Source organism: Rhizobium indicum (genome assembly GCF_005862305.2).
GTDB classification, from domain to species: Bacteria; Pseudomonadota; Alphaproteobacteria; order Rhizobiales; family Rhizobiaceae; genus Rhizobium; species Rhizobium indicum.
Genome location: NZ_CP054021.1, coordinates 4,110,711 through 4,129,272 on the forward strand (window position 1 = coordinate 4,110,711; position 18,562 = coordinate 4,129,272).

The window sequence follows — 18,562 nt, forward strand, 5'->3', positions numbered from 1 at the left end:
GTTCTCAAAAACACCAATCGAAGGCCTGCTGGCGACGGCGGGCCTTTTTCTTTGCGGCGACGTTGACGATGTAGCTGCATGTAGCTACATTTACCCTCATGAAGACCGTTTCGATCCGTGATGCGAAGAACCGCCTGACCGAACTCGCCCGTGAGGTCGAGGAAGGTGAAACCATTGTCGTGACACGCAACGGCCGGCCGGTGTTCGATCTCGTGCCGCATCAAAAACGCGGCGGTTTGAACCTGGAGGCCGGCGAAGCCTATCTTCGTTCCAAGGGTATCACGCGGACGGAGATGTATATCGCCGACGACTTCGACGATCCGTTGCCCGAAGATTTCCTTCTCAAGCCGCTGCCGTGATCATGCGTGTGCTACTCGACACGCATATGGTCATCGCAATCGTCCAACGAAAGCTGACGGACCGTTTTCCTGATGTCCAACGCGTGCTTTTGAACGCTGCGACCGAAGGTTTCGTCAGCGTCGCAAGCCTTTGGGAAATCGCGATCAAGACACGACTTGGCAAGTTGCAGCCGGGACTAACCCTGGACGTTATTCCAGCCTACCTGCAGGGCACCGGGCTGACGATCCTGCCCATCGATATCGCGCACGTCATCACCGCCGCCGACTCCGAGCCGGAGACGCGCGATCCCTTCGATCGCCTGCTGCTTGCGCAATGCAAGGTCGAGGGGCTGCAGCTTGCAACAGTCGACCGGCTGCTCGTTGATCATCCATTGGCCCTGCGGCTCTAAGTTCACGTTCCGATTCAATATGCTCCTCATCTGAATCCGCTTTACCTCGCAAGTCGTTGAATTCCGATTCAAAACGTGACGCAGAGGGACGTTTTGGCGGGTGATCTGCGGTTGCGGGTTGGCATCAAACCAACTAGATATCCGGCATCAGTTTAAGTCGCCGCTTCGGGAGGCCGGGATTTTGCAGCAGAGTGCCGTGATCGTCTGTTCGGATGTCAACATGCTGCCGGCCGCCTGCTGCACCCTGCTTTCCGTCAAGCGCAATCTCTCAGGTTCCACTGTTGAGTTTCTGCTTCTCGGCATCGACCTCAAGCCGAACGAGATCGCCGAGGTCGGAAATTTCGCTCGGCTGCACGGCATGGCTATCAAGGTGCTGCCCTACAATACGCCGGATACGGCGCTGCAGGCGCGGGGTCGCTGGTCGGGCGCGACGCTCGCGCGGCTCTACATGGATCTGCACATTCCCGATCATGTCGAGCGCCTGCTTTATCTCGATGCCGATGTGCTTGCGGTTGCGCCGGTCGACGACATCTTCGCCATGGATTTGCAGGGCAAGGCGCTTGCCGCCATAGACGATTATGTCATGGCCTTTCCCGAGAAGGCCGGCGCACGGCAGCGGAAGATCGGCATGGGCGAGGGCGGCCGCTATTTCAATGCGGGCGTGCTGCTGTTCGACTGGTCGGCCTGTCGGTCGAGGGGGCTTTTTGCCAGGACACGGGAGATTTTCGAGGAGCGGTCGCATCTTTTCGAGAATAACGACCAGGATGCGCTGAACGTCACTTTCGATGGCGACTGGCTGGTGCTCGATCCGCGCTGGAACACGCAGACCGGCCTCCTGCCTTTCGTCGGCCAGCCGGCGATCATCCATTTCACCGGCCGGAAAAAGCCGTGGCAGGCGACTGTGCCGTGGGTGCATCGCCGGATGGCCAAGCGTTATGCCGAGGATCTCGCCAATACGCCATGGGCTTCCTTCTGCAGGCAGCCGTCGATGACGGGCCGGATCGCGGGGTTCCTTTCGCATTTGGGAAAGCGGATCGGCGGGCTGGCGCGGCTGGCACGGACACGCGCTTATTTCAGCAACAGCTAGTGGGGCGGCAAAGCGCATCGTCCTTGGAAAGTGCATGTGAGCCGATATGGAAGCAATCCCCAGCGACACGCAGACAATGGCCGCCCCGGATAGCGGCTTCAATTTTCTGACGCCGGAGGCGTGGAAGGCGCTGTTGTCGCATTATTCCCACGTCGTGCTGGTGGCAAACAGCGAAGCCGTCGACTTCAAACGGCTGCGAAGCGAATTGCCGGAGACGGCGCTCTACGTCTTCTTCAACAATGTCTATAAGGTGCTCGACGAACCCTTCGCCGGCCATGCGGTGCTGTTTGCCCGCAGCGGCGTGATGGGCGCCAATATCGTCCACAGGCGCGAGGCGGCGGATGTCCTGCGCTTCTTTGCCGGCGACGATTTTTTGGGCGTCGTCAACATTCGCGTTTCCCCGGAGGAAAACTTCAGCGAAGAGGGCCGCTTCGAAGGCGCTGAAACCCGTCACCTTGATCTGACGAAAATGCTCGTCGATCTCTACCCGGTGGGCAAGATCGCGACGAGTGGTTTTGCGGTGGCGCTGTGGCTCGCCGAGCTGCAACTGCCGGGCAAGATCCTGCTTGCCGGCTTTTCGGCGAAGAGGAGCGAGAAGTGGAAGGTCTTCGACGTGCACGACTGGACGTTCGAGCAGATCTTCCTGCGTCTCTTTGCACGGATGGGCACGATCTCGATGATGGGCGGCGTGGACGCTAGCCCCTATGCGGCAATTGCCAGACGGTTTCCACAGGTGCCGCCGATCGAGATCGCGATGACGGCGGCCGAAGTCCTGTCGGAACGGCTCCACAACGCAAATAGCCAGATCGACAGGCTCATGTCCGTCACCAAATCCATCCGCGCCATCGAGGGTTTCTTCCGGCGCTTCAAGCCGAAAACCCGCAAGCAGCGTTTCCTCGAAAAGTCGAAGGAATGACTGTCGAAGCTCTCCTCAAAAGGTGGGGCTGGCAGGCCGCTCTGTGAGTTGACGCTACGTGCACGGATAGCTGCTCTTGTCGGGGAGGCGCAGCCTTCAAAGCCCCAGCGCCGTCAGCATGACGAAGGTGGCGAAGAGGATGAAATGCGTCATGCCCTCGATGGCGTTGGTCTCGCCGTCGTTGAGGTTGATCGCGGCGGCAATCAGCGTGATCGCCACCATCACCGTCTGTACCGGGGTCATCGCCATGATGAAGGGCTGGCCGGTATAGAGCGCGATCGCCTCCATGACGGGCACCGTCAGAATGACCGTCGACAGCGAGGCGCCCATGGCGATGTTGACCGTCGCCTGCATGCGGTTCCTGAGTGCTGCCCTCAACGCGGTCAGGATCTCGGGGGCGGCCGAAATCGCTGCGACGACGACGGCGGTCACGGCGATCGGCGCGCCGCTGTCGCGCAGGCCTTCGGTCATGAAGGCCGCCATGAACTCCGCGAGCAGGCCGATGATGACGACGCCGGCGAGAATGGTGGCGATCGAGATCGCGGCCGACCCGTCGGGGCCATGCGCATCCGGGCTTTCTTTCTTCCGTTCGGAGCGCGGATAGCTGTAGCTGAAGAAATAGCTGTGCTGGCCAACCTGCATGCGCAGGAAGAGGCCGTAGAGCGCGATCATTGCGACGATGGTGAAGGCGGAATAATAGTGCCATTTGTCGCTGGGCACGAATTCCGGCACGATCATCGAAATGCCCATGGCGGTGAGGATCATCACGCCGTAGGTCTTGCCGGAATTGTCGTTGTAGGGCTGTTCGCCGTGCTTGAGGCCGCCGAGCAGAGCGGCCAGGCCGAGAATGCCGTTGATATCGAGCATCAAGGCCGAATAGATAGTGTCGCGCACCAGCGTCGGCGAGCTCTCGCTGCCCATCATGATGGCGAGGATGATGACTTCGACGGCGACGGCTGAGAGCGTCAGGATCATCGTGCCATAGGGATCGCCGACCTTGACGGCGAGCAACTCGGCATGATGGGCCACGCGGATCGAGGCGAGTACGATGGTGCCGACCAGGCCAGCGGCGGCAATCAGTGCGACGCCGCGCCCCATCTCGATCACCGCGTGTTCCAAGAAATAGGCGATCGCTGCAACGACAAGTGCGGCGACCAAAAACTTTTCCTCTTTAAAGCGTGACGCGATCCCCAAGCCTTAGCTCCTGTCCCGATTCGTGCGTTCTATCTAAGTCACTGATTTCGCATATCAAGAAAGCTCCGGTCGAGTGCCATTTGCAGTCTTCGGCGTTTAATGGAATACTGAACGTCATCGGGGCCGGAAAGCAGATCGCGGCGTCCTCGAATTCTCGTCAAGCGGCCGCGATGATCCGGATCTTTTCCGGAAGCGTGCGAATGCGCAACAAGAAGATGAGGAGACGGATGCATGATCAAGGTGGTCTACGAAGTCGTGCCGCATGACGGCGGCTGGGCCTACAGGCTGGGAGGTGTCTATTCAGAGGCATTCCCGACCCATGCCGATGCGCTCGAAGCTGCGCGCATCGTCGCGGCCGAACAGCAGGTCGGCGGCGATTCCGCCGAGATCAGTTGGCAGGACGAGAACGGCAAGTGGCATGAAGAATATGCCGAAGGCGGCGACCGGCCGGAAACCGAGGTGGTGGACGGCCAGTGGAAGGATCGCCCGGCCGAGGCCTCGCAAGGCATCGGCAGCTAACCATCTCCCGCCAATGCCCGCGCGACGATCGCATCGACGAATTCGCGCTTACGCGCAGTATAGCGGTCGCCGTCCATCCGGAATTCGGCTGCCAGCCTGCGTTTGAGTACGGCATAATCGGCCGCCGCCTGCGGATGCGCGATGAGATAATCCCGGAAAGCCAGCCTGTTTCGATGAGTGCCGTTGCCGGAAGGGCAAAGGTAGACCCGTTCTGCCGGCACCGAACCTTTCGATAGAAAAGCCCAGACATCGTCGTCATAGCGGTTGCCGCGCGGCTCGTAGCCTTCGGCCAGGAGCACGCCTGTGGCGCCGTCGACATGCCCGAGGCCGGGAAGGACGATGTCGATATCGATGAGCGGCTTGGCTGTCATGCGTGGTATCGACGTGCTGCCGATGTGGTCGATGGAGAGCGCCTGCGGCAACAAGGCCAGCAACCCGTCGCGGATACGTCGGAAGGCTTGCGGCCATTGCGGATCGTAGGGCACTAGTTCAACCGGATTGTGCGTTCTCATTCCCGTCCCGCTGGAGTGGCGCGCGTCCGACAGAATGCGCTAAGGACGCTCCATTATTTTGAAATTTGCGCATGATTCTTTCCGAAAATCGATTCCGATTTTCGTGGTCACGCACCGGCCGAATATCGGTGATAGTCCTGCAGGCCCTTGACCAGTACGTCGAAAGTGGCGCGGCAGCGCGGTGAAGTCTTCAGGTTCTCATGCATCGCCACCCACGTGCCGAGCGGAATGGCGAAGGCATCGGGCAGGACGTGGACAAGGTCAGGGTTCCCTCGGGCAAGTCCGATCTGGCAGAAACCGATGCCGACGCCGGCGCGGATCGCCGAAAGCTGGGCAAGATTGCTGTCGGTTCTGTAGGAGAAATTGATGCCGGGCACCGCATAGCGTTTCATCGCCATGCGGACATAGGCCGTCTGCCGGTCGAAGCCGATGAGCCGGTGGTTTGCGAGGTCGGCCAGGGTTTGCGGAATGCCGTGTCGTTCGAGATAGCGGCGATGGGCATGAAAGCCGAGGGGGATATCGCCGATGCGGCGCACGACGAGTGCAGCCTGCTGCGGCTCGGCCATGCGCACGGCAATATCGGCCTCGCGGTTCACCAGATCCTCGATCATATCGGATGCCGAGAGTTCGATCTGCAGTTCGGGATAGGTCTCCTGCAGCGGTCCGAGAATCGCCGGCAGCACTTCGACGGCGATGACTTCGCTGGCGCTGACCCTGACCGTTCCCGCCACGCGCTCGCGCTGGCCGGATGCGGTGCGCAAAAGGGCGGCGGTGGTTGCCGCCAGCGTTTCGGCATAGGGCTTCAGCGCCAGTGCGGCGTCGGTCGGCAGCAGGCCATTCGGTGAGCGGGTGAAGAGTTCGGCGCCGATCGCCAGTTCCAGTGCATCGACATGGCGGCCTATGGTCGGCTGGGTCAGCCCCAGTTCGCGGGCGGCGGCCGAAAGCGACCCCTGCTGAAGCACAGTCAGAAAACTGCGGTAGAAATCCCAGCTCGGTTCCTCGCTCATATATTTTTGTATATCAGATGTATTTCTTTCGTCAATTTCGTTTATGCCGCTCTGATGGCATGATCCTCTCATCCGATCGAAGGAGATGATTGTCATGAGCAGTGAAATGAAGACGACGGCCCTGGTTCTCGGCGCAACCGGCGGTATCGGCAGCGCGGTTGCCCGCAAGCTGCTTGCGCGCGGCTGGCGCATTCGGGCGCTTAACCGTGATGCTGCCAAGGCGTCGAGGAGCGAGTCGGCTTTCGAATGGGTGCAGGGCGATGCGATGAATGCCGGTGACGTCCTGAGGGCGGCTGAAGGCGTCGGCCTGATCGTCCATGCCGTCAATCCGCCCGGCTACCGCGACTGGGAAACGCTGGTGCTGCCGATGCTCGACAATGCCATCGCCGCTGCTCGCGCTGTCGGCGTGCGCATCGTGCTGCCGGGCAACGTCTATAATTTTGGGCCTGATGCTCTGCCGGCGCCGACGGAAGAAAGCCCGCAGCATCCGGTGACGAAGAAGGGGGCGATCCGGGTCGAAATGGAGAAGCGGCTGAAGGCGGCGTCACAGTCCGGCGCCGGCGTCATCATTGTCAGGGCGGGGGATTTCTTCGGCCCAGGCACGACGGCCAATAGCTGGTTTTCGTCCGGTCTCGTGACCCCAGGTAAGCCGGTCGGCACGATCAGGAACCCGGGTCGGCGCGGCATCGGTCATCAATGGGTCTACCTGCCCGACATGGCGGAAACCATCGCCCAGCTCGTCGAGCGGGCCGATCGGCTGCCGGCCTTCGCCGTCTATCACATGGAGGGCTTCTGGGATGCGGACGGTATGCAGATGGCCGAAGCAATCAAGCGCGTCGCCGGCGGCAAGGCGAAGATCGGTGGCTTTCCCTGGTGGATCGTGCCGCTGGCGGCGCCCTTTATTCCTGTGATGCGGGAGATCAAGGAGATGCGCTATCTCTGGAAGGTGCCGGTGCGGATGCGGAATACCAGGCTTACGGCGGAACTCGCCAGCGAACCGCAGACACCGATCGACGAGGCGGTCAGGGCTTCGCTCGTGGCGCTCGGCTGCCTGCCCGAACCGCATCGTGACACGGCAGTTGCCTTTATCGGCCACCCGTCGCAGAACGCGGGTTAGCTCTCGAGTTCGGCCAGCGCGATCCGGGCGACCGTCAGGGCCGTTTCTGCCTGCTGAATATTCGGATCGCCGAGGAACCAGGCGGCGGAAAGACCGGAATAGGCGGCGACCCATTGCAGCAGCCGCTTCGGCTCCAGCTTCGCCTCCGCTGAGACGATGGCGAGTTGGCGGCGAAAACGGGCGGGATCGGTGATGACAGGCAGTTCCTCGTTGGCGAAGATATTGGCGAAATCGAAGCCGCGTTCGCCGTACAGCCGCTTCGGATCGATCGCCAGCCAGCCGCGTGCCTCGAAATCGAGGATATTGTCGTGGTGGATGTCGCCGTGGAGGATGGTCACATCACGCTGATCGGCAAGGAGGATGTTGGCGATCGCCGAGCAATCGGCAAGCGTGCCGCCATGCTTGCCTGCTGCCGGCTCCAGATCGCGGAACCAGCGGGTAAGGGGGATGGGATCGGGAAGCGGTTTTTCGCGCGGCGCATGCAGCCGTGCCGCCGTGCCGCAGAGGATGCGGCTTGCCTCGTCGTCCTCGCCGTTCATGGCCATGGCAAGCAGCGAGCGTTTTCCCGTCGCCCTTTCGAGCAGCACGGCATCACCTTCATGGGCATAGACATAGGCTGCGCCGTCACCGTCCCACCACTGCATCAGAAGCGCGCCGTATCGTTCGTCGATATCGGCCGCCACTTTCAGCATGGCAGGCCTGTCCTGCCAGAGGACCGGCAGGAGGCGGCTGGAGTGGGTGATGATGGGGTCGCCGTCTGATATCAGCGACCAGCGATCAAGATAGGGAGCAAACATGGCGGCACCCTACAAAAACGCGTCGAAGATGGAAATCCCGCCTTTCGGCGGGATTCGCGTTGGCGTGTGAAAGGTCAGGCGACCTTTTCGAGAATGGGATAGTCGATATAGCCCTTGCCGGTGCCGCCATAGAAGGTCGACTGTTCGGGCGTGTTGAGCGGCAGATTGTGTACCAGGCGCTCGACGAGATCGGGATTGGCGATGAAAGGCTTGCCGAAGGCGACGAGTTCGGCGCGGCCGCCCTCGACGGCTTCAATCGCCAGATCGCGATCGTAGCCATTGTTGACCATCCAGTCGGCTTTGCCGCCGGCCTTTTCATAAGTCTGGCGAAGTGCCTTGTAATCGAAGGCGGGATTGTCGCCCTGCTTGTAGTCGCGGTCGCCGCCGGTCTGGCCTTCGACGATATGGATATAGGCGAGGTCGTATTTGGCCAGTCCTTCGACGACATTTGCGAAGGTCGCCTGCGGATTGGAATCGTAGCTTTCGCCTGATGGCGTCACCGGCGAGATGCGGATCGCGGTGCGGCCCGCGCCGATTTCCTTGACCACGGCATCGACGACTTCGAAGGTCAGACGGGTGCGGTTTTCGATCGAGCCGCCATATTGGTCGGTCCGATCGTTGATACCGTCGCGGATGAACTGGTCGAGCAGGTAACCGTTGGCGCCGTGAATCTCGACACCGTCGAAGCCGGCGTCGATCGCCGCCCGGGCAGCCTTGCGGTAATCCTCGATGATGCCGGGGATTTCGGCCGTTTCGAGCGCGCGCGGCTCGGAGGTGTCGGCAAAGCTGCCCGTGCCGTCGGCATTGACCAGATAGGTCTTGGCCTTGGCGACGCGGTTGGTCGAAGAAACCGGCTTGCCGTCATTCGGCTGCAGCGTCGTGTGCGAGATGCGGCCGACATGCCACATCTGGACGACGATCTTGCCGCCGGCTGCGTGAACGGCGTCGGTCACGCGCTTCCAGCCGTCGAGAGCCTCTTTGCTGTAGAGACCAGGCACGTTGGCATAACCCTGGCCCTGATGGGTGATCGCGGTTGCTTCGGTGATGATCAGGCCAGCGGTAGCGCGCTGACGGTAATATTCGACGTTGAGGTCGTTGGGGATTGCGCCCGGCGAGCGGTTGCGGGTGAGCGGCGCCATGACGATGCGGTTCTTGACGGATATGTCGCCGACTTTCGTGGGTTCGAAAAGCTTGGCCATGATGGTCCTTTCTTTTGCGGGAGGATCACTCGGCAGGGGCAAGGGCGGCCCGGCCCCTGGCGGAGAGATAGGTGAGCGCTGTCGCGCCAAGGCCGATCAGGGCCATCAAGGCTGCGGCGAGCGGAACGCGGGTGAGATCGAAGCCGGCGTCGATGACCAGGCCACCCACCCAGGCGCCGAGCGCATTGCCGGTGTTGAAGGCGCCGATATTGATCGTCGAGACGAGGTTCGGGGCGCCCTTGCCGAAGCCGACGACGCCGACTTGCAGCGCCGGTACGGCAGCAAAGCTTGCCATCGCCCAGAGGAAGAGGGTGATTTCAGCCGGGATGAAGAAGCGGCTCGTATAGCTGAAGGCGATCGAAGTGATGGCGATCGCGGCGAAGACGCCGGCAAGCGTCGCGCCGAGCCGCCAATCGGCAAGCTTGCCGCCGACGAGGTTGCCGATGGTCAGCCCGAGGCCGATCAGGAACAGCGTCCAGGTGACGCCTTCCGGCGAAACGCCGGTGACGTCGCGCAGTAGCGGCGCGATATAGGTGAAGAGGGTAAACATCGAGGCGGCGAAGAAGACGGTGGTGGAAAGTGCCAGCCACAGGCCGCCATTCCTGAGTGCTGCGATCTCGCGCAGGATGCTGCCGTTTTCTTGCTGCTTGTCCCTGGGCAGGATGGCGATCAGGCCGAGAATGGTGACGATACCGATGACGGTGACGACGCCGAAGGTGGCGCGCCAGCCATAAGCCTGGCCGATCGCAGTGCCGAGCGGCACGCCGAGAACATTGGCAAGTGTCAGGCCGGTAAACATCAGCGCGATGGCGCGGGCCTTGCGGTCTTCGGCAACGAGGCCGGCGGCGACCACCGAGCCGATGCCGAAGAAGGCGCCGTGGCAGAGTGCTGTCACGACACGGGCGATCATCAGCACCCAGTAGTCGCTCGCCAGAGCGCACAGCAGGTTGCCGGCGATGAAGAAGGCCATCAGCGCAATCAGGGCGGTGCGGCGCTTCAGCTTCGCAGTCGAAATCGCCATTACAGGTGCGCCGATCGCGACCGCCAGGGCATAACCGGTCACCAGCCACCCGGCCTGCGGGATGCTGACCGAGAGATCGGCGGCGACCTCCGGCAACAGACCCATGATGACGAATTCGGTGGTGCCTATCGCAAACGAGCTCAAGGCAAGAACGAGGAGGGCGAGGGGCATTCTAAAGGTCCTGCGTCAGTTGCTTGAGGAAAGCGGCGATGGTTTCTTCGTTGCGCTTGTAAAAGATCCACTGGCCGACGCGTTTGGTAGTGACGAGGCCGGCGCGATGCAGCGTGCCGAGATGAGCCGAGACCGTCGACTGTGACAGGCCGCAGCGCTCGAACTGGCTGGCGCAGACGCCCATTTCGAAAGGATGCTCCTGCGAGGGGAAATGCTCCTCGGGATTTTTCAGCCAGTTCAGAATGTCCATCCGGGTGGGATGGGCGAGCGCCTTGATAATTTCGTCTTTGTCCATCGTCTTTCGCCGAACTGTAAATCGTCTCTGGCCGATATATCGATCGTCAGACTTCGATATGCAAATCACGGAGGCGTGAGGCGATGGATTTTCTTGAATGAGCAAAATTTAGGCAAAAAAAGAGGGCCACCGGAAAACCAGGGCCCTTATAATTGTGAAGGTCAAAAAACCTCCAGAGGGGAACAGCTAATGCGGTGGTACTGGGAGAGAAACCACAAGATGCATCAGCTGAGAGGGATATGGTGCTTCCTTGAGCAGGTTTCAATGCTTTTTTGTGCATGTCTGCTATGCGTCGCACAAATTTTTTGCGGTGCGGCATTTCGCTGAGGAAGAAAGGCAAAAAAAGAGGGCCACTGGAAAACCAGGGCCCTTATAAGTGTGAAGGTCAAAAACCTCCAGAGGGGAACAGCTAATGCGGTGGAACTGGGAGGAAAAGCCACCATGTGCATCAGCTATGAGCGATATGGTGGTTTATTGGGCAAGCGGCAACCCTCATTTGTGCATGCCAGTCATGCGTGTTCTGCATAGTCGGCAATTCATCAATAAAACCGGGCTCAAAAGTTCCAGTTTCTGGCCTTGCTGACGATGAAATCGCGGAAGGCTTTCAGCTTGGCGGCGTTCTTGATCTCATCGGGATAGCAGAAATACGTGTCGAAGGAGGGGACGTCGGCATTGATCGCCAGCTGGATCAGGCCTGGGTCGCGGCCGACGATGTAATCCGGCAGGCAGGCGACGCCGATGCCGAGCAGCGCGGCCCGCTTGATCGAGGTCTGGCTGTTGATTTGCAGATGCGGGATGCGCTTGTTGTCGGAGGAGCGGCCGGCGACCTCAAGCCAGTTGACATCGAGCAGGTAACTCGGCGCCGGTTCGCCGAAGGTGATGATGCGGTGATTGTCGAGATCCTCGACCTTCTGCGGCTCGCCGTGACGGTTGATGTAGGACGGGGCCGCATAGACGTGCATGTGCACGGTGAAGAGCTTGCGTTGGATGAGGTCGGATTGCTGCGGCTGACGCAGACGGATCGCGCAGTCGGCATGACGCATGTTCACATCCACTTCCTCATTGTCGAGGATCAGCTGGATCTGCACATCGGGATAGAGCTGCAGGAATTCCTGGATCTTGTCGGTCAGCCAGCCCTGGCCGAGGCCGACCGTCGTCGTGACGCGCAGCTTGCCGGATGGCGTCTCGGTCGTCTCGGTGAGCTGCATCTTCACGGTTTCGAGCTTCAGCAGCACGTCATGGGCGGTGCGGTAAAGCAGTTCGCCCTGTTCCGTCAGAATCAGGCCACGCGCATGGCGGTGAAACAGCTTGGTGCCGACATCCTGCTCCAGCGCGCTGACCTGGCGGCTGATGGCGGATTGGGACAGATGCAGTTTATCCGCCGCATGCGTGAACGAACCCGCCTCGGCAGCTGCGTGAAAAATACGCAGCTTGTCCCAATCCAATGGCATTCCCCCACCCCTCATGCCGATCTTACTCCGCGGCCACGGCGACGGGCATGTGGCCCGTCAGATATCGCTCGGCTTCAAGTGCTGCCATGCACCCGAGGCCCGCGGCAGTGATCGCCTGGCGGAACGTATCATCCGTCACGTCGCCCGCAGCATAGACGCCGTCCAGGCTGGTCGCAGTCGAATCCGGCGCGGTCCAGAGATAACCATTGTCCTTCAGCTTCAGCTTGTCCTTGAAGAGCTCGGTTGCCGGAGCATGGCCGATGGCGACGAAGACGCCATCGATCACCATGTCCGTGATCGTGCCGGTTCTGACGTCGCGCAGGCGCGCGCCGGTTACGGATTGCGGCATCGGCGGCTTGGCCGGCGTGCCGGTAATCTCAGCCACTTCGGTGTTCCACAGAACCTTGATGTTCTCCTTGGAGAACAGGCGTTCCTGCAGGATCTTCTCGGCTCGGAAAAAGTCGCGGCGATGCACTACTGTCACCGACTTCGCGATATTGGAGAGATAGAGCGCCTCCTCGACGGCGCTGTTGCCGCCGCCGACCACGATCACATCCTTGTTGCGATAGAAGAAACCGTCGCAAGTGGCGCAGGCCGAAACGCCGAAGCCCTGGAAATGCTGCTCGCTCTCAATGCCGAGCCACTTGGCCTTGGCGCCGGTGGCAATGATCAGCGTATCGGCGGTCCAGACCTGGCCGCTGTCGGTGCGGGCGACGAAGGGGCGCTGGTTCATGTCGACTTCGGTCACCAAGTCGTTGACGATCTCGGCGCCGACATGTTTTGCCTGCTGCAGCATCTGTTCCATCAACCAGGGACCCTGGATCGGATCGGCAAAGCCCGGATAGTTCTCGACATCGGTGGTGATCATCAGCTGGCCGCCCTGTTCGAGACCGGCGATCAAAACCGGTTTCAGCATGGCGCGCGCGGCATAGACCGCGGCGGTATAGCCTGCAGGTCCGGAACCGATGATGAGCACCTTCGTATGGCGGGCGGGCATGTCATTTCCTTTCGACTGGCAGGAGGGCGGCAGCTAGATAGCAATTGCGGCCGCTTCGCATCCCTGCGCCATTTATGAACGTCCAATGCTTTTATTCAAGGGCAGCCTTGCGTTACCAACAAGGCAAATCACCCGGATGTGCAAGAATCCGTCAGCGGCGTGAAACTTTCTTGCGTATTCCGCGGCTTTATATAGAAGCTCCCCGCGGAGAATTAAAGAAAGGCAATGATGTGGGTCGTGCGGAACTCGACGTCATCGATATAAAGATCCTCCGGGAACTGCAGGCCGATGGCCGCATGACCAATGTGGAGCTCGCCGATCGCGTCGGCATCTCGGCGCCGCCTTGCCTGCGCCGGGTGCGCAAGCTCGAGGAAGCCGGCATCATTGAGGGCTACCACGCGATGCTGAACAGCCCGAAGCTCGGCTTCGACCTCGTCGCTTTCTGCATGGTCGGCCTCAAGCACCAGTCGGAAGGCAATCTCAAAGCCTTCGCCGCTGCCACCGCCGAATGGCCGCTGGTGCGCCAGGCCTGGATGGTTTCCGGCGACAGCGATTTCCTGCTGCATTGCGTGGCGGAGAATCTCACTCGCTTCCAGGATTTCGTTATCGAGGTGCTGACGGCGAACGAACATGTCGATACCGTGCGCACCATGCTGACGATCCGGCAGGTGAAGAAGCTGGGCCTAGTGGAAGTCTAAAGCCACTCGGCAGATAGACCGTCATCGCCAACTACTTGCGCGAGATATAGCCGCCCCGGTTGATGCCGTGGCGCTGAAGTTTGTCATAAAACGTCTTTCTCGGAATGCCGAGCGCCTCGAGGGTGCGGCGGACGTCGCCGTCATTGGCCGACAGCGCGTCGCGAATGATCTCCGCCTCGTAGCGTTCCAGCCGTTCGGGAAGCGTCGCATCCGTCGGCTGCGGAGGGACCGCTGCCGCTCCACCGCCTTCCACGCCAAGCACCACGCGTTCGGCATAATGCGAGAGCTCGCGGACATTGCCCGGCCATGTGTGCGAGGCGAGATGCCGCCGCACATCAGGTGAAAGCGGTGGGACATCGCGACGGAAGCGCTCGGCGGCGCGCGCGGCGAAGTGCGAAAACAGCAGCGGAATATCGTCGCGGCGTTCTCTCAGCGGCGGTATGGAGATCGTCACGACATTCAGCCTGTAATAGAGATCCTCGCGAAAATCGCCGCGCACCGAGGGATCCCCGAGGTCGATCTTGGCCGCCGCGACGACGCGAAGATCGACCGGACGCACCTCGTTGGTGCCGAGCGGCGTGATCTCGCGCATCTCCAGCACCCTCAGCATCTTGACCTGCGTGGCGGCCGGCATGCTTTCGATTTCGTCGAGGAAAAGCGTGCCGCCGCTTGCATGTTCGATGCGGCCCGTGCGGCGCTTCTGGGCGCCGGTAAAGGCGCCGGCCTCGTGGCCGAACAGTTCGCTTTCGATGACGGTTTCGGGCAGCGCGCCACAGTTCAACGCCACGAAATTGCCCTTCCGGCGGTGGCTCCATTGATGCAGGAGCTGGGCAACCACTTCTTTGCCGCTGCCCGTTTCCCCGGCGACGAGCACGTCCACGTCGGTATCGGCAATATGGCGAAGAATGTTTCTGAGGTTTTCCATGACAGGCGTCTGGCCGATCAGCGGCAAATTCTCCTGCGCATCTTCGGCTGCCTTCCGCAGCATGCGGTTTTCCAGAACAAGCCGCCGCTTCTCGCTTGCGCGACGCACGCTCTGGACGAGCCGATCGGCTGCGAAGGGTTTGGCGATGAAATCATAGGCACCATCCTGGATCGCCTGAACGGCCATGGGGATATCGCCGTGGCCGGTCATCAATATCACCGGGAGGTCGGCATCCATGCCTTGCAGCGTGGCGAAAAGTTGCAGTCCGTCGATCTCCGGCATGCGGATATCGGTGACGACGGGGCCGGCAAAGTCCGCCGGCAGGTCCCCCAGCGCGGCTTTTGCACCGTCATAGGCGGAAACGGAAAATCCGGCGAGTTCGAGCGTCTGGGTGGTGGCGCGGCGCAGATCCTTGTCGTCATCGATCAGCGCAACGGGCATCGGTGTGTCCATGACCTTAAGCCTTCCTCAGCTGAACGATGAACCGGGTTCCGTCGCTGTCGCTTGCAACCTCCATCCGGCCGCCGTAGTCGCCGATGATATCCTTGGAGATGACGAGGCCAAGGCCGAGGCCGCTTTCCTTCGAGGTGTTGAACGGCGTGAACAAGCCCTTGCGAATATCAGGCGGGATGCCGGGGCCGTTGTCGGCGACCGTCACCGTTACCATCCCTGCATCGGTGGATGTTCTGACCTCGACGCGACCGTCTCCGGCCTTCGGCGCCACCGCCTCCAGGGCGTTTTGAAGCAGGTTGATGAGCACCTGCTCGAGACGAATCCGGTTTCCCATCACCTGCAGTTCGTCGGGCGGCAGGTCGATGTCGAGCGTATCCATCCGCCCGGCAAACCGGCTGCGCAACAGCATCACCGCCCCCTCGATGACGTCTTTCAATCCGGTTGGTTCGGCGCTGCCGCGGCCTTTGCGGGCAAAGGTCTTCAGCTCCTCGGTGATCGAACCGATACGCTCCGTCAGCGCCGCGATGCTTTCGAGATTTTCGCCGGCAGGCGCAGTCTGGCCGCGATCGAGGAAGGTGCGGGCGTTATCGGCATAGGCACGGATGGTCGCCACCGGCTGGTTGATCTCATGGGCAACGCCGGCGGCCACCTGACCCAGGATGGCCAACCGGTTGGCCTGCACCAGATCCTGTTGCACGGCTTGCAGCTTCTGCTCCGTGCTCTTGTGGCCGATGATTTCAGCCTGCAGCCGGTCCCGCGCCTGGCTGAGATCCAGTGTCCGCTCGACTACCCGCCGTTCCAGTTCCTCCCGCGCCTGCTGTTCGCTGGAGATTCGCAGGGCGATCGCATGGCGGCGGCGCAAAAGGAAGGCTGCTCCGGCCAGCAGTGGCAAGAGTATCAGCAATGCCAGCATGCGGGCTTCGCGAATCCCCGCATCGACGGACGGCCCCAGCGCCACCAGATGCTGCAAATGCCATGCGGTCGCCGGCACCGACGTTGCGACATCGAGAAACCTGGTTTTCCCGGCATCGCCGGGCATGACGATCTCGACGACATCGAGCCCGTCGCCGAGGTTTCGGACCATGTCGAGGGGCAGGGGTTGAAGTGGCGCATCGCCGAATTGAAGGCTTTCGCGGATCGCCGTCAGCCGGTCTTTGGCGATCCGGCCGATCGTCATGAACCGCCATGATGGAAGACTGGTGATGAGGACAATGCCGCGCTCGTCAACGACGTAGGACGGGGTGCCTGAGGCGTTCCAATCCGCCTCGACGTCGTCGAACTCGACCTTGACCACGACGACGCCCAGCAGGCCATCGCTGCCCGAAATCCGTTGGGAGATATAGAGGCCCGGCTTCTTGCTGACCGTGCCGAGCGCGAAGTGCTCGGCCTGTCCTCGTTCGACCGCCCCCTGAAAATACTCGCGGAAACGATAGTCATTGCCGACGAAACTCGTCGGTTCGCGCCAGTTGCTGGCCGAAACCGCCATGCCGTCCTTGTCGATGACATAGATGACGGCAGCCTTCGTGCCCGCCGCCAAATTTTCCAGCTTCTGACTGAGGCGCTCGAACGCGCCGGCATCGTTTCCCGCCAGTGCGGCGGCGAGTGCCGCGTCCTGCGACAGCACGAAGGGAAGCGCCCGGTATTTTTCGAGAACCGTGCGCAGCAAAGCCGCATTCAGCCTCGAATCCATGCGGGCCTGTTCCTCGAGGGCAACCTCCGCACGGTGCCGACCGATCTCGCCGCTGGCCCATAGGCTTGCCACGACAGCGAGGAGGGCGAGCACAGTGTAGACCCACCACATCCGGCGGATGCGGTGTTGCAGGGGCAGCGAAGGCCACAATTTCTGCGACAGGGACATGGCAAATTTGTGCATCTTTCCGCATGAAACGCAAATGGATTTGTGCGGATTTCCGCATTGTTTAATGAGCCATTAGGAGCCCCGTAAATTTTTCCTTAATAAATTCAATCTGTTGGATGGTCGGCGCAAAACTGGCACGGCGATTGCGAAGAACCTGGGCAACAACGGCTGAGCTGTTGGACTTGAAGCGAACGGCTCGGGAGGCCGGAGTTCGTTCCGGACGAGCCATTAGGAGGACATCATGATCGCAGCACCACTCGATGCAGTCGCAGACAGCAAGGGCAAGAAGCCCTTTTATACCCATCTTTACGTTCAGGTTCTCGCCGCCATCGCCGCGGGTATCCTTCTCGGCCATTTCTATCCCGAATTCGGCACCCAGCTGAAGCCGCTCGGCGATGCCTTCATCAAGCTCGTCAAGATGATCATTGCCCCCGTCATCTTCCTGACGGTTGCGACCGGCATTGCCGGCATGAGCGACCTGCAGAAGGTCGGCCGCGTCGCCGGCAAGGCGATGCTCTACTTCCTGACATTCTCGACATTGGCGCTCATCATTGGCCTGATCGTCGCCAATGTCGTCCAGCCCGGCGCCGGCATGAACATCGATCCTGCCTCGCTGGATCCGGCCGCCGTCGCCGGCTACGCCGCAAAGGCGCATGAGCAGAGCATCGTCGGTTTCCTGACCAACATCATCCCGACGACGATCGTCGGCGCTTTTGCCGATGGCGACATTCTGCAGGTACTGTTCTTCTCGGTGCTCTTCGGCATCGCGCTCGCCATGGTCGGCGAAAAGAGCGAACCGGTCGTCAACTTCCTCAATGCCCTGACGGCGCCCGTGTTCAAGCTCGTCGCCATCCTCATGAAGGCAGCGCCGATCGGCGCCTTCGGCGCCATGGCATTCACCATCGGCAAGTACGGCGTCGGATCGATCGCCAACCTCGCCATGCTGATCGGCACCTTCTACATCACCTCTCTGCTCTTCGTCCTCGTCGTTCTCGGCGCGGTCGCCCGCTACAACGGCTTCTCGATCGTGGCGCTGCTGCGCTACATCAAGGAAGAACTGCTGCTGGTCCTCGGCACCTCGTCTTCGGAGGCTGCCCTTCCGGGGCTGATGAACAAGATGGAAAAGGCTGGCTGCAAGCGCTCGGTCGTCGGTCTCGTCATCCCGACCGGTTATTCCTTCAATCTCGACGGCACCAACATCTACATGACGCTGGCAGCGCTGTTCATTGCCCAGGCAACCGGTATTCAGCTTTCCTGGGGTGATCAGATCCTGCTGCTGCTGGTCGCGATGCTGAGCTCCAAGGGTGCCGCAGGCATCACCGGCGCCGGCTTCATCACGCTTGCCGCAACGCTCTCCGTCGTGCCCTCCGTGCCGGTCGCCGGCATGGCGCTTATCCTCGGCATCGACCGCTTCATGTCGGAATGCCGGGCGCTGACCAACCTCGTCGGCAATGCGGTCGCCACGATCGTTGTGGCACGTTGGGAAAACGAGCTGGATACGGCGCAGCTTGCCGCGGCACTGGGCGGCCAGACCGGAGAGGATATTTCGGCTGCCGGGCTGCAGCCGGCTGAATAACTGACCGAACTGTCCGCAGTC

19 protein-coding genes are annotated in these 18,562 nt (G+C 61.2%); 8 read left to right on the forward strand and 11 right to left on the reverse strand.

The genetic code is table 11. The features are described 5' to 3' along the window. The first annotated feature begins 98 nt into the window (after window positions 1–98). The 4 genes from FFM53_RS19855 to FFM53_RS19870 all read left to right on the forward strand — a co-directional run bounded on the left by FFM53_RS19855 (window position 99) and on the right by FFM53_RS19870 (window position 2,751). On the forward strand, window positions 99–359 hold the full coding sequence (locus FFM53_RS19855) for a type II toxin-antitoxin system Phd/YefM family antitoxin (protein ID WP_011652922.1): 261 nt from the start codon (window positions 99–101) through the stop codon (window positions 357–359). A gap of 2 nt (window positions 360–361) precedes the next feature. Then, window positions 362–748 (forward strand): type II toxin-antitoxin system VapC family toxin, encoded by a 387-nt coding sequence (locus tag FFM53_RS19860; RefSeq protein ID WP_138387481.1) that lies wholly within the window; start codon window positions 362–364, stop codon window positions 746–748. 181 nt (window positions 749–929) lie between these two features. After that, complete coding sequence (locus FFM53_RS19865; protein WP_210258806.1) at window positions 930–1,835, forward strand: glycosyltransferase family 8 protein; 906 nt, start codon at window positions 930–932, stop codon at window positions 1,833–1,835. A 46-nt stretch (window positions 1,836–1,881) separates the two neighbouring features. Beyond that, entirely contained in the window at window positions 1,882–2,751 is an 870-nt protein-coding gene (locus FFM53_RS19870) for a 3-deoxy-manno-octulosonate cytidylyltransferase (RefSeq protein WP_138330415.1), read from the forward strand. Between the two features lie 96 nt (window positions 2,752–2,847). On the opposite strand, the gene FFM53_RS19875 is transcribed toward FFM53_RS19870, so the two are convergent. Then, window positions 2,848–3,945, reverse strand: a complete 1,098-nt coding sequence (locus FFM53_RS19875; RefSeq protein WP_138330416.1) for a calcium:cation antiporter — start codon at window positions 3,943–3,945, stop codon at window positions 2,848–2,850. 231 nt (window positions 3,946–4,176) lie between these two features. Between FFM53_RS19875 and FFM53_RS19880 the strand changes: the two genes are divergently transcribed. Beyond that, window positions 4,177–4,464 carry a DUF2188 domain-containing protein gene (locus FFM53_RS19880; protein WP_012758413.1) on the forward strand — a complete coding sequence of 96 codons (288 nt, stop codon included), beginning with the start codon at window positions 4,177–4,179 and terminating at the stop codon, window positions 4,462–4,464. On the opposite strand, the gene FFM53_RS19885 is transcribed toward FFM53_RS19880, so the two are convergent. Continuing rightward, complete coding sequence (locus FFM53_RS19885; RefSeq protein WP_138386944.1) at window positions 4,461–4,976, reverse strand: GrpB family protein; 516 nt, start codon at window positions 4,974–4,976, stop codon at window positions 4,461–4,463. The two genes, FFM53_RS19880 and FFM53_RS19885, sit on opposite strands and share 4 nt — an antisense overlap. Window positions 4,977–5,083: 107 nt before the next feature. Next, window positions 5,084–5,983, reverse strand: coding sequence for a LysR family transcriptional regulator (locus FFM53_RS19890; RefSeq protein ID WP_138386945.1), 900 nt, complete (start codon window positions 5,981–5,983; stop codon window positions 5,084–5,086). A gap of 94 nt (window positions 5,984–6,077) precedes the next feature. On the opposite strand from FFM53_RS19890, the gene FFM53_RS19895 reads away from it, so the two are divergent. After that, window positions 6,078–7,100 (forward strand): NAD-dependent epimerase/dehydratase family protein, encoded by a 1,023-nt coding sequence (locus tag FFM53_RS19895; protein WP_138386946.1) that lies wholly within the window; start codon window positions 6,078–6,080, stop codon window positions 7,098–7,100. Here the strand turns inward: FFM53_RS19895 and FFM53_RS19900 are convergent. The 6 genes from FFM53_RS19900 to trxB all read right to left on the reverse strand — a co-directional run bounded on the left by FFM53_RS19900 (window position 7,097) and on the right by trxB (window position 13,031). Then, on the reverse strand, window positions 7,097–7,897 hold the full coding sequence (locus FFM53_RS19900) for an aminoglycoside phosphotransferase family protein (RefSeq protein WP_138386947.1): 801 nt from the start codon (window positions 7,895–7,897) through the stop codon (window positions 7,097–7,099). The genes FFM53_RS19895 and FFM53_RS19900 overlap by 4 nt on opposite strands. A gap of 74 nt (window positions 7,898–7,971) precedes the next feature. Next, a complete protein-coding gene (locus FFM53_RS19905; protein ID WP_138386948.1) occupies window positions 7,972–9,096 on the reverse strand; it encodes an alkene reductase in 1,125 nt (374 codons plus the stop codon). Window positions 9,097–9,121: 25 nt separating this feature from the next. Further along, window positions 9,122–10,288, reverse strand: coding sequence for an MFS transporter (locus tag FFM53_RS19910; RefSeq protein WP_138386949.1), 1,167 nt, complete (start codon window positions 10,286–10,288; stop codon window positions 9,122–9,124). Between the two features lies 1 nt (window position 10,289). Continuing rightward, complete coding sequence (locus FFM53_RS19915; RefSeq protein WP_011652911.1) at window positions 10,290–10,583, reverse strand: ArsR/SmtB family transcription factor; 294 nt, start codon at window positions 10,581–10,583, stop codon at window positions 10,290–10,292. Window positions 10,584–11,137: 554 nt separating this feature from the next. After that, complete coding sequence (locus FFM53_RS19920) at window positions 11,138–12,034, reverse strand: LysR family transcriptional regulator VtlR (protein ID WP_018446649.1); 897 nt, start codon at window positions 12,032–12,034, stop codon at window positions 11,138–11,140. A gap of 22 nt (window positions 12,035–12,056) precedes the next feature. Next, the gene (trxB, locus tag FFM53_RS19925) at window positions 12,057–13,031 is read right to left on the reverse strand and encodes a thioredoxin-disulfide reductase (protein WP_138386950.1); all 975 of its coding nucleotides are present in this window, start codon (window positions 13,029–13,031) and stop codon (window positions 12,057–12,059) included. A 230-nt stretch (window positions 13,032–13,261) separates the two neighbouring features. Here trxB and FFM53_RS19930 point away from each other — a divergent pair, with 230 nt between their 5' ends. Further along, window positions 13,262–13,729, forward strand: a complete 468-nt coding sequence (locus tag FFM53_RS19930; RefSeq protein ID WP_003541645.1) for an Lrp/AsnC family transcriptional regulator — start codon at window positions 13,262–13,264, stop codon at window positions 13,727–13,729. Between the two features lie 31 nt (window positions 13,730–13,760). Here the strand turns inward: FFM53_RS19930 and FFM53_RS19935 are convergent, their stop codons facing one another. After that, window positions 13,761–15,107: a sigma-54-dependent transcriptional regulator gene (locus tag FFM53_RS19935; protein ID WP_138386951.1), complete on the reverse strand. Its 1,347-nt coding sequence runs from the start codon at window positions 15,105–15,107 to the stop codon at window positions 13,761–13,763. A 4-nt stretch (window positions 15,108–15,111) separates the two neighbouring features. Next, window positions 15,112–16,980 carry an ATP-binding protein gene (locus FFM53_RS19940; protein WP_138386952.1) on the reverse strand — a complete coding sequence of 623 codons (1,869 nt, stop codon included), beginning with the start codon at window positions 16,978–16,980 and terminating at the stop codon, window positions 15,112–15,114. A 226-nt stretch (window positions 16,981–17,206) separates the two neighbouring features. Here FFM53_RS19940 and FFM53_RS19945 point away from each other — a divergent pair, with 226 nt between their 5' ends. Next, the gene (locus FFM53_RS19945; protein WP_029873324.1) at window positions 17,207–18,541 is read left to right on the forward strand and encodes a dicarboxylate/amino acid:cation symporter; all 1,335 of its coding nucleotides are present in this window, start codon (window positions 17,207–17,209) and stop codon (window positions 18,539–18,541) included. Window positions 18,542–18,562 lie beyond the last annotated feature (21 nt).

Coding starts and splice junctions, on each gene's coding strand:
- FFM53_RS19870 (WP_138330415.1), top strand. CDS start 1,882: ATGGAAGCAATCCCCAGCGACACGCAGACAATGGCCGCCCCGGATAGC.
- FFM53_RS19905 (WP_138386948.1), bottom strand. CDS start 9,096: ATGGCCAAGCTTTTCGAACCCACGAAAGTCGGCGACATATCCGTCAAG.
- FFM53_RS19900 (WP_138386947.1), bottom strand. CDS start 7,897: ATGTTTGCTCCCTATCTTGATCGCTGGTCGCTGATATCAGACGGCGAC.
- FFM53_RS19885 (WP_138386944.1), bottom strand. CDS start 4,976: ATGAGAACGCACAATCCGGTTGAACTAGTGCCCTACGATCCGCAATGG.
- FFM53_RS19855 (WP_011652922.1), top strand. CDS start 99: ATGAAGACCGTTTCGATCCGTGATGCGAAGAACCGCCTGACCGAACTC.
- FFM53_RS19910 (WP_138386949.1), bottom strand. CDS start 10,288: ATGCCCCTCGCCCTCCTCGTTCTTGCCTTGAGCTCGTTTGCGATAGGC.
- FFM53_RS19920 (WP_018446649.1), bottom strand. CDS start 12,034: ATGCCATTGGATTGGGACAAGCTGCGTATTTTTCACGCAGCTGCCGAG.
- FFM53_RS19860 (WP_138387481.1), top strand. CDS start 362: ATGCGTGTGCTACTCGACACGCATATGGTCATCGCAATCGTCCAACGA.
- FFM53_RS19935 (WP_138386951.1), bottom strand. CDS start 15,107: ATGGACACACCGATGCCCGTTGCGCTGATCGATGACGACAAGGATCTG.
- trxB (WP_138386950.1), bottom strand. CDS start 13,031: ATGCCCGCCCGCCATACGAAGGTGCTCATCATCGGTTCCGGACCTGCA.
- FFM53_RS19940 (WP_138386952.1), bottom strand. CDS start 16,980: ATGCACAAATTTGCCATGTCCCTGTCGCAGAAATTGTGGCCTTCGCTG.
- FFM53_RS19880 (WP_012758413.1), top strand. CDS start 4,177: ATGATCAAGGTGGTCTACGAAGTCGTGCCGCATGACGGCGGCTGGGCC.
- FFM53_RS19895 (WP_138386946.1), top strand. CDS start 6,078: ATGAGCAGTGAAATGAAGACGACGGCCCTGGTTCTCGGCGCAACCGGC.
- FFM53_RS19890 (WP_138386945.1), bottom strand. CDS start 5,983: ATGAGCGAGGAACCGAGCTGGGATTTCTACCGCAGTTTTCTGACTGTG.
- FFM53_RS19915 (WP_011652911.1), bottom strand. CDS start 10,583: ATGGACAAAGACGAAATTATCAAGGCGCTCGCCCATCCCACCCGGATG.
- FFM53_RS19945 (WP_029873324.1), top strand. CDS start 17,207: ATGATCGCAGCACCACTCGATGCAGTCGCAGACAGCAAGGGCAAGAAG.